This window comes from Pseudomonas sp. GOM6 (genome assembly GCF_029537485.1).
Taxonomy (GTDB): Bacteria; Pseudomonadota; Gammaproteobacteria; order Pseudomonadales; family Pseudomonadaceae; genus Aquipseudomonas.
Window position 1 is genome coordinate 1 of the sequence record NZ_JARPUS010000030.1, and the last position, 10,633, is coordinate 10,633.

At 67.5% G+C, this 10,633-nt stretch carries 2 protein-coding genes; both read left to right on the plus strand.

The window, feature by feature from the left end:
* Positions 1 to 8: 8 nt before the first annotated feature.
* The gene (locus P7A97_RS20420; protein ID WP_277692324.1) at positions 9 to 8,507 is read left to right on the plus strand and encodes a non-ribosomal peptide synthetase; all 8,499 of its coding nucleotides are present in this window, start codon (positions 9 to 11) and stop codon (positions 8,505 to 8,507) included.
* On the plus strand, positions 8,504 to 10,633 hold a 2,130-nt coding region (locus tag P7A97_RS20425), incomplete at its 3' end, for a condensation domain-containing protein (protein WP_277692325.1). The genes P7A97_RS20420 and P7A97_RS20425, both read left to right, overlap by 4 nt.

Sequence of the window (10,633 nt, forward strand, 5' to 3'; positions counted from 1 at the left end):
CCGAGACGGTGGTCACCCCGCTGATCTGGGAAGCTTATCCCGGTGACAGTTTCGAGGCGGCCTATGCGCCGATCGGCAATCCGGTCGGCCCGCGCAGCCTGTATGTGCTGGATGCCGAGCTGAACCTGCTGCCTATCGGCGTGGCTGGGGAGCTGTATATCGGTGGCGAAGTCGGCCTGGCCCGTGGCTACTTCCAGCGTCCCGAGTTGACCGCCGAGCGCTTCCTGCCCGACCCGTTCGGTGCAGAAGGCGAGCGCATGTACCGCACCGGCGACCTGGTGCGCTGGCGCGCTGACGGCACCCTGGATTACCTGGGCCGCGTCGACCACCAGGTGAAAATCCGTGGCTTCCGTATCGAGCTGGGCGAGATCGAGAGCCAGCTGTTGGCCCTGGAAGGCGTGCAGGAAGTGGCGGTGATCGCCCGCGAGACGCCTACGGGCAAGCAGCTGGTGGGCTATGTCGTCGCTCGCGACAACACTGATACCCATGCTCTACGCGGCGAGCTGGCCAAGATCCTGCCGGACTATATGGTCCCCGCGCAGATCATAGCCCTGGACAAGCTGCCGCTGACCCCGGCCGGCAAGCTGGATCGCGCTGCGCTGCCGGAACCGACGTGGCAGAGCCAGGACTACGAAGCCCCACAGACCTATAACGAACGCATCCTCGCGGCCATCTGGGCCGACGTACTGGGCGTGGAACGGGTAGGGCGGCAGGACCACTTCTTCGAGCTGGGCGGCGACTCCATCGTCGCCTTGCAGGTAGTCAGCCGCGCCCGCCAGCAGGGCCTGGGCCTGACCCCAAAGGACCTGTTCCAGCAACAGACACTGACCCAACTGGCCGGGGTTGCCCGCAGCGTCGCCGCACCGCTGGCCGAGCAGGGGCCGGTGACCGGCGCCGCACCCTTGTTGCCAATTCAGGCACGTCTGCTGCAGCGCGAAGGCCTGGCCCCGTGCAACCAGTACCTGCTGCTGGAGCTGGCCGAGCCGCTGCCGGCGGCCCAGCTGGAGGAAGCGCTGCAAGCCCTGGTTCAGCACCATGACGCCCTGCGTCTGCGCTTCGAACAGCGCGATGGTTGGTGGCAACAAGTCCATGACGCCGAAGCAGGCAGCCCTCTGCTGCAACAGGTCGAACTGGCTGCCGGCGAAGACCCGCAACAGCACTATGACGCTATCCAGCGCAGCATAGATCCGGCCAGCGGCGCAAACCTGCGCGGTCTCTACCTGACCCAGCCAGGCCAGGCCGATCGCCTGCTGCTGAGCATCCATCATCTGGTTGTCGATGGGGTGTCCTGGCGCGTGCTGCTGGAAGACCTGCAGCGCGCCTGTCTGCAACTGGCCAGCGGTCTAGCGGTGCAGCTTCCGGTCAAGACCAGTGCCTTCAGAACCTGGGGTGAACGTCTGACCGGCTGGAACGTCGACGCACAGCTGCCGTACTGGCAGGCCCAGCAGGCCGCCGGTGGCGAACTGCCGCTGCTGAGCAGCGCTGAGGGTTGCGAAGCTACGCGTCAGCGCCTGGAGCTAAGTCTGGATGCCGGCTTTACCCGTGACCTGCTGCAGGCCGGCCAGCAAGCCTATCGCCTGCGTGCCGACGAACTGCTGCTGACCGCACTCAGCCGCGTGCTCTGCGCCTGGAGCGAGCAGCCGGCGCTGGCTGTGCACCTGGAGAGCCATGGCCGCGCGCCGCTGTTCGCGGATATCGACCTGTCGCGTAGCGTCGGCTGGTTCACCAGCCTTTACCCCGTGCGCCTGCAACCGGAAGCCGAGCTGGGCGCCAGCCTCAAGGCGATCAAGGAGCAGCTGCGCGCCGTGCCCGACCTGGGTCTGGGCTTTGGTCAACTGGCCCAACAAGGTCAATTGACCGAGCGCGCGCCGCAGTTGCTGTTCAACTACCTGGGCCAGTTCGATCAGGGTGAGGGCGGTTTGCGTCTGCGCGAAGGCGGTCTGTGGCGCGAAGCCGATGCGCCCATGGACGCTCCATTGGTGATCAATGCCGAGCAGCGTGGCGGTGCCCTGCAGCTGCATATCGACTTCAATCCGGCGCAGCTGGCGCGCACCACCCTGGAAGGTCTGCTCACTCGTCTGCAGGACGAACTGCACGCCATCGCCCAGCATTGTCTCAAGGTCCAGCCGGTCCTGACCCCCAGCGACGTACCGCTGGCCGGTCTGAGCCAGATTGAGCTGGATGCGCTGCCCGGCGTGGAAGACATCCACCCGCTGTCGCCGCTGCAGCAGGGCCTGCTGTTCCACAGCCAGCTGGAAGGTGCCGGCAGCTATGTCAGCCAGCTGCTACTGCCGCTCAGCGGGCTCGATCCGGCGCGCCTGGAGAACGCCTGGCGCCTGGTGCTGGCGCGCCACGACGTGCTGCGCAGTCGGCTGCTGAGTGAGCGTTCGCTACAGCTGGTGCAGGCCAAGGCGACGCTGGATTGGCAGAGCCTCGACTGGCGCGATGTCGCCGACTTCGATGACGCGCTGCAGGCCTTCGGCCGCGCCGAGCGCGAGCGTGGCTTTGACCTGGAACAGGCACCCTTGCTGCGTCTAGCGCTGATCCAGCGCGGCGCCGGCGACTTCGTGCTGGTCTGGACCCTGCACCATCTGCTGCTGGACGGCTGGAGCAACGGCCTGCTGTTCGCCGAAGTGCTGGCCCTCTACCACGGCGATCGCCTGCCGGCGCCGGGCGGCCAGTTCCGTGACTATATCCACTGGCTCGATGGCCAGGATGCGGCGACCGAGCAGGCCTTCTGGCGTGAACAGCTGGCCCCGCTGGACGGCGCCACCCGCATCGCCGGCTGCCTGCCGTGCCGTGCGCCGGGGCTGGGCCATGCCCGTCATCCGCTGCTGCTCGATAGCACCACCGAACAACGGATTCGCAGCTTCGCCCAACGTCACGGCCTGACCCTCAACACCCTGGTACAGGCCGCCTGGGCCTTGCTGCTGGCGCGCCTGACCGGCAAGCGCAGCCTGTGCTTCGGTGCCACCGTGGCCGGTCGCCCCACCGAGCTGGCCGGCAGCGAGCAGATGCTCGGCCTGTTTATCAACAGCCTTCCCGTCGCCGTGCAGCTGCCGGCCGAACAGCCGTTCGGCGACTGGCTGGCCGCGCTACAGGTGCAGAACCTGCAGCTGCGCGAGCACGAGCACAGCCCGCTACACGAGATTCAGCGCTGGGTCGGCAGCGCCGGCGAGGCGCTGTTCGACAGCCTCTTGGTATTCGAGAACTACCCGCTGGGCGAAGCGCTCAAGCAGGCCGAGCGTGGCGAACTGCGCTTGGGCCTGCCGCAGAGCCACGAGTTCACCCATTACCCGATGACCCTGGCCGTGCTGCCGGGCAGCCGCCTGGAACTGCTGCTGGCCTATGACCGCGCGCACTTCGACGCCGACGGCATCGCCCAGGTCGAGGCGCTGCTGCGCCAGGCGCTGGATCAGGTGTGTGGCGACCCAGCGCGTGCGCTGGGCAGCCTGCAGCTCAGTTCCACCGATGAGCAGGCACGGCTGGCCGAGTGGAACATGTCGCGGCAGAGCTTCGATGCTTCGCGCCTGTTGCCTGAATTGATCGCCGAGCAGGCGCGTCTGCGTCCCGAGGCCGTCGCCCTGGTGCATGGCGGTGAGCGGATTGCCTTTGCCGAGTTGGAGGCACGCGCCAATCGCCTGGCCCAGCTGCTGGTGGCCCACGGTGTGCAGCCCGAATCCCGCGTGGGTGTCTCGCTAGAGCGGGGCAACGCGATGATCGTGGCGATGCTGGCGGTGCTGAAATCCGGTGGTGCTTTTGTGCCGCTCGATCCGGACTATCCGCGTGAGCGCCTCAGCTATATGGTCGAGGACTCGGGGCTGAAGTGGTTGCTTACCAGTTCCGATCTGGCCGAGCGCCTGCCGCTGGGTGAGGGTGTCGAGCCGCTGTACCTGGATCTTCTCGATCTGAGCGCTTTCGAGTCGTCAGCGCCTGAGGTACAGCTCCATCCGCTGAATCTGGCCTACCTGATCTACACCTCCGGCTCCACTGGTCAGCCGAAAGGCGTAGCGGTGAATCACCTCGGTCTGAGCATGCATGTCCAGACCATCGGCCAGCGCTACGGCATGACTCCGGATGATGTGGAGCTGCACTTCGCCTCGATCAGCTTCGACGGCGCCCTGGAGCGCTGGACGGTGCCGCTGGCCTTCGGCAGCCGCCTGGTGATCCGTGACCAGGAACTCTGGAGCGCAGAGAAGACCTGCCAGGTGATCGCCGAGGAGGGCGTGACCATCTCCTGTCTGCCGCCCAGCTATGTCCAGCAACTGCTGGATTGGGTCGAATCGCAAGGCCTGAAACTGCCGGTCCGTTCCTGGACCCTGGGCGGTGAGGCCTTTACCCGCGAAACCTACGAGCGTCTGCAAAAGGTGCTGCAGCCACAGCGCATCATCAACGGCTACGGCCCGACCGAGACGGTGGTCACCCCGCTGATCTGGGAAGCCTATCCGGGCGACAACTTCGAGGCCGCCTATGCGCCCATCGGCAATCCGGTCGGCCCGCGCCGCCTTTATGTGCTGGATGCCGAGCTGAACCTGCTGCCCATCGGCGTGGCTGGTGAGCTGTATATCGGTGGCGAAGTGGGCCTGGCCCGTGGCTACTTCCAGCGTCCGGAACTGACTGCCGAGCGCTTTCTGCCCGATCCGTTCGGTGCGGAAGGCGAGCGCATGTACCGCACCGGCGACCTGGTGCGCTGGCGCGAAGACGGCACCCTGGATTACCTGGGCCGTGTCGATCACCAGGTGAAGATCCGTGGCTTCCGCATCGAGCTGGGCGAGATCGAGAGCCAGCTGCTGGCCCTGGAAGGCGTGCAGGAGGCGGCGGTGATTGCCCGCGAGACACCGTCCGGCAAACAACTGGTGGGCTATGTCGTCGCCAAAGACGGCACCGACGCCAATGCCCTGCGTAGTGAACTGGCCAAGGTGCTGCCGGACTATATGGTGCCCGCGCAGCTTATCGCCCTGGCCAAGCTGCCGCTGACCCCGGCCGGCAAGCTGGATCGCGCCGCGCTGCCGGAGCCAACCTGGCAGAGCCAAAGCTACGAAGCCCCGCAGACCGATAACGAACACATCCTCGCAGCCATCTGGGCCGAAGTGCTGGGCGTTGAGCGAGTAGGGCGCCAGGATCATTTCTTCGAGCTGGGTGGCGACTCCATCGTCGCGCTCAAGGTGGTCAGCCGCATCCGCCAGCAGGGCCTGCAGCTGCCGCTCAAGGCCTTGTTCGAGCAGAGCCGCCTGGCCGACTGTGCGGCTTCCCTGCAACGCGAAGCCGTCGATGCACCGGTGCTGCGCGCGCTGCCGCGGGGCGGCGACCTGCCGTTGTCGCATGCCCAGCAGCGTCTGTGGTTCCTCAACCGTCTGGACCCGAGCAACGGCGCCTACCATATGCCGGCCGGCCTCGACCTGCAGGGGCGTCTGGATCGCCAGGCGCTGCAGGCCGCTTTCGACCAGCTGGAAGCGCGCCACGAGGCGCTGCGTACGCGCTTTGTCGAGGTCGGTGGCGAGGCGCGCCAGCGCATTCTGGCGCCGCAGGGCCAGCGCATCGACTGGTTCGACCTGCGTGAACTGCCGGCCAGTGAGCGTGAAATCGAGGCGCGCGATTATGCGCAGAAGCTGCTCACGCGCCCGTTCAACCTGGCTTCCGAGCCGCTGCTGCGGGTGAGCGTGCTGCGCCTGGCCGATCAGGAATACCGCCTGCTGCTGGTGCAGCACCATATTGTCTCCGATGGCTGGTCGATGCAGCGTTTCATCGGCGAGTTCGCCGCCGCCTACGCGGCGTTCGCCGAAGGCCGTACCGCGCAGTTCGCGCCGCTGCCGCTGCAGTACGCCGACTATGCCCAGTGGCAGCGCGACTGGCTGAAATCCAGCGAAGCCACGCGCCAACTGGATTACTGGAAGGCGCGCCTGGGTGAACACCAGCCGCTGCTGGAGTTGCCCACCGACCATCCGCGCCCGGCTCAGGGCGCGCGCCAGGGCCTGCGTTGGCGCTTCGAGCTGTCGCCGTTGCTGACCGCGCAGCTGCGCGCCCTGGCCCAGCGTGAGGGCAGCACCCTGTTTAGCCTGTTGTTGGCGGCCTGGCAGACCTTGCTGCACCGCTATAGCGGCCAGGAAGATATCCGCGTCGGCGTACCGGTGGCCGGGCGTAGCCTGGCGGAAATGGACGGCGTGCTCGGTTGTTTCATCAACACCCTGGTGCTGCGCGGAGAGCCGGCCGGGCTGAAACCCTTCCGCGAGCTGCTCGGCGAACTGGCCCAGGCCAGCCGTGATGCCCTGGCCAACCAGGAATTGCCCTTCGACCAGTTGGTGGAAGCGCTGCAACCGACGCGCAGCTTGAGCCATCACCCGCTGTTCCAGGTGGCGTTCAATCACCAGCAGGTGGATTTCAGCGCCCTCGGCAACCTGCCGGGTCTGCGCGTGCAGCCGCATGACCCGGGCGCCGCCGGCGCGCAGTTCGACCTGGCGCTGGATACCGAGGAGGCGGCCGATGGCAGCCTCAGCGGTTTCGTCAGCTACGCCGCCGAGCTGTTCGAGGCGCGCACCATCGCCCGCCTGGCACGGCATTTCGTACGGCTGCTGGAAGGTATCTGCGCCGACCCGAGTCAACCCATCGGCCTGCTGCCGTTGCTGGAGGAAGACGAGCAGGCGCAGCTCGCCACCTGGAACGACACGGCCAAGGACTATGGCCCGCAGGTTTTCCTCAGCCAGCGCATCAGCCAGCAGGCGGCACGCACGCCGCAGGCGCCAGCCCTGGTGTTCGGCGAGCAGAGGCTGAGCTACGCCGAGCTGGAGGCACGCATCAACCAGTTGGCCAACCGCCTGCGCAGCCTCGGCGTGCGGCGCGGCAGCCTGGTCGGTATCAGCCTGGAGCGCTCGCTGGAGCTGGTGATCGGCCTGCACGCCATCGTCCGCGCCGGCGGTGCTTACGTGCCGCTCGACCCGGAATACCCGCTGGAACGCCTGGCCTATCTGCTGGAGGATTCCGGCGTCGACCTGCTGTTGTCGCACAGCGCGCTGGTCGAGCGCCTGCCGCTGCCGGTCGGGCTCAAGGCCCTGGGCCTGGATCGCGAAGACTGCAGTGCCGAGCCGGTCACGCCACCGGCAGTCAGCCTGCGGGGCAATGATCTGGCCTACGTCATCTACACCTCCGGCTCCACCGGCAAGCCCAAGGGCGCCGGCAACAGTCACGAGGCCCTGGCCAACCGCATTCTGTGGATGCAGGAGGCCTATCAGCTGGGCGCTGGCGACGTGGTGCTGCAGAAGACTCCGTTCAGCTTCGACGTCTCGGTGTGGGAGTTCTTCTGGCCGCTGATCACCGGCGCCTGCCTGGCCGTGGCCGCGCCGGGCGACCACCGCGATCCGCAGAAGCTGGTGGAGCTGATCCAGAAGCACCGCGTCAGCACGCTGCACTTCGTGCCGTCCATGCTGCAGGCCTTCCTTCTGCACCCGGATGTGGAGCAGTGCCAGAGCCTGACCCGCGTCATCTGCAGCGGCGAAGCGCTGCCGGCAGAACTGCAGGTGCGGACCTTCCAGCGTCTGCCGCAGGCAGGCCTGTACAACCTGTACGGCCCGACCGAGGCGGCCATCGACGTCAGTCACTGGACCTGCTTGGAGGAGGGCCGGCATGCCGTGCCGATCGGTCGGCCGATCGCCAACCTGCGCCTGCATATCCTCGATGCCCAGCTCAACCCGGTGCCGCAGGGCGTGCCTGGCGAGCTGTATATCGCCGGCATCGGCCTGGCGCGCGGCTACCACCGCCGGCCGGAACTGACCGCCGAGCGCTTCCTGCCCGATCCGTTCAGCAGCGAGGGCGGACGCATGTACCGCACCGGCGACCTGGTGCGCTGGCGTGCCGACGGCGCCATCGACTATCTGGGGCGCATCGACCACCAGGTGAAGATCCGCGGCTTCCGCGTCGAACTGGGCGAGATCGAAGCCCAGATCGGTGCCCAGCCGGGCGTCGCCGAGGCCGTGGTGGTGGCCCGCGACAGCCAGATCGGCAAGCAGCTGGTCGGCTACCTGGTGGCCGATCCGCTGCCGGCGGATGAGAGTGCATGGCTTGCCGGCATCAAGGCGGCATTGAAGAGCGAGCTGCCCGAACACATGGTGCCGTCGATCCTGATGCGCCTGGACCGCATGCCGCTGTCGCCCAATGGCAAGCTGGAGCGCCGCGCGCTGCCCGAGCCGGTGTGGCAGGCCCGTAGCTACCGCGCGCCGTATTCCGAGCTGGAAATCGCCCTGGCGGGCATCTGGCAGGAAGTCCTGGAGCTGGCTCAGGTCGGCCTCGACGACAACTTCTTCGAGCTCGGTGGCCACTCGTTGCTGGCCACCCAGGCCGTGGCCCTGTTGCGCCAGCGCCTGGGGCTGGAACTACCGCTTCGCGCCTTCTTCGAGGCGGAGAACCTGGCGGCCCTGGCCGCCACCCTCGACGGCCAGGCTGGCAACGCCGCCGAGGAAGAAGACCAAGACCTGCGCGACATGGCCGCGCTGCTCGACGAACTGGAGGCCCTGTGACCGCGCCCATCGACAAGGCCGCCCTGGCGCGGCGTTTCCTCGCCCTCGGCGCCCCCGAGCAGAAGCGTTTCCTCGAACTGCTGGCCAGCAAGGGCATCCGCTTCGACCGCCTGCCGCTGGTGCCGGCAACCCGTGGCGAGCATCTGCCAGCCTCGCATGCCCAGCAGCGCCTGTGGCTGGTGGCCCAGCTGGAGCCGGACAGCAGCGCCTACCATATGGTCGGCGCCTTCGCCCTGGAGGGCGAGCTGGATCGCGGTGCGCTGCTGGCGGCGCTGGAGCTGATCGTCGAGCGCCACGAGGCGCTGCGCACGCGTTTCTACGAACACGACGGACAGCTATGCCAGCACATTGACCCGCCAGGTCCGCTGGCCCTGGAGGAGCGCGACCTGCGCGGCGAGACCGAGGCCGTGCAGGCCCTGACCGATGCCCATGCGGCACGAGCCTTCGACCTGGTCGCAGGGCCGCTGCTGCGCGTGCAGCTGCTGCGTCTGGACGATCAGCGCTGGCGCTTGCAGATCGTCTGTCACCATATCGTCTCCGACGGCTGGTCGATCGGCGTGTTTGCCGAGGAACTGAGCCGCGCCTATGCCGCGCTGCGCCAGGGGCAGGCGCCGCAGCTGGCCGAGCTGCCGATCCAGTACGCCGATTACGCCCAGTGGCAGCGCGCCTGGCTGGAGGCCGGTGAGCGCGAGCGCCAGCTCGGCTACTGGCGCGAGCGCCTGGGCAGCGAGCAGCCGGTACTGGCCTTGCCTTACAAGCTGGATGCCTCCGGCCAACGGCATGCCGAGCGCCAGGCCATCGAAGTGCCGCAGGCCCTGGCCGAGCGCCTGCGCCAGCTGGCCCAGGGCGAGGGCGCGACCCTGTTCATGCTGCTGCTGGCCGCCTTCCAGCTGCTGCTGGCGCGCTATAGCAACCAGCGCGATATCCGTGTCGGTGTGCCGGTGGCCAACCGTCAGCGCGCCGAGACTGCGCCGCTGGTGGGCTTCTTCGTCAACACCCAGGTGCTGCGCGCCGAGTTCGACGCCGGCCTGAGCTTCCGCCAGCTGCTGGCCGAGGTACGCCGCCACGCGCTGGATGCCCAGGATCAGCAGGATCTGCCGTTCGACCAGTTGGTGGAGGCCCTGGCGCCCGAGCGCAGCCTGGGCCAGACGCCGCTGTTCCAGGTGCTGTTCAACCACCAGAAGCGCGACCTTGGCGCCTTGCAGCTGCCCGGCCTGCGCCTGGAGCCACTGGCCCAGGGCGTGCCGCACGCGCTGTTCGACCTGGCCCTGGACAGCCTGGAAGACAGCGCCGGCCAGCTGCGCCTGACCCTGACCTGGGCCCGCGAGAGGCTCGATGATGGGCAAATGCAGCAGATGACCAACCATCTGCTGGGCCTGCTGGAACAGATCAGCGCCACACCGGATCAGCCTTTGGTGCGTCTGGAGGTGCTGGATGCCGCCGATCAGGCGCGTCTGGCCGAGTGGAATACTCCGCGCCAGGGTTTCGATGCCGCGCGCCTGCTGCCCGAACTGATCGCCGAACAGGCGCGCCTGCGTCCGCAGGCCATCGCCCTGGTACATGGTGGTGAGCGGGTGTCCTTCGCCGAGCTGGAGGCGCGCGCCAACCAACTGGCCCAGCTGCTGGTGGCACAGGGCGTTCGGCCGGAATCTCGCGTTGGTGTATCCCTTGAGCGCGGCAACGCGATGATTATCGCCATGCTGGCGGTGCTGAAATCCGGTGGTGCTTTTGTACCGCTGGATCCGGACTATCCGCGTGAGCGCCTCTGCTATATGGTCGAGGACTCGGGCCTGAAGTGGCTGATCACCAGCTCCGATCTGGCCGAGCGCCTGCCGTTGTCCTCTGCGGTTGAACCGCTGTATCTGGATCGGCTGAATCTGTCTGCAGTTGATTCGTCGGCGCCTGAGGTACAGCTCCATCCGCTGAATCTGGCCTACCTGATCTACACCTCCGGTTCCACCGGTCAGCCCAAGGGCGTGGCGGTGAACCACATCGGCCTGACCATGCATGTGCAGACCATCGGCCAGCGCTATGGCATGACGCCGGATGATGTGGAGCTGCACTTTGCCTCCATCAGCTTCGACGGTGCCCTGGAGCGCTGGACGGTGCCGCTGGCCTTCGGCAGC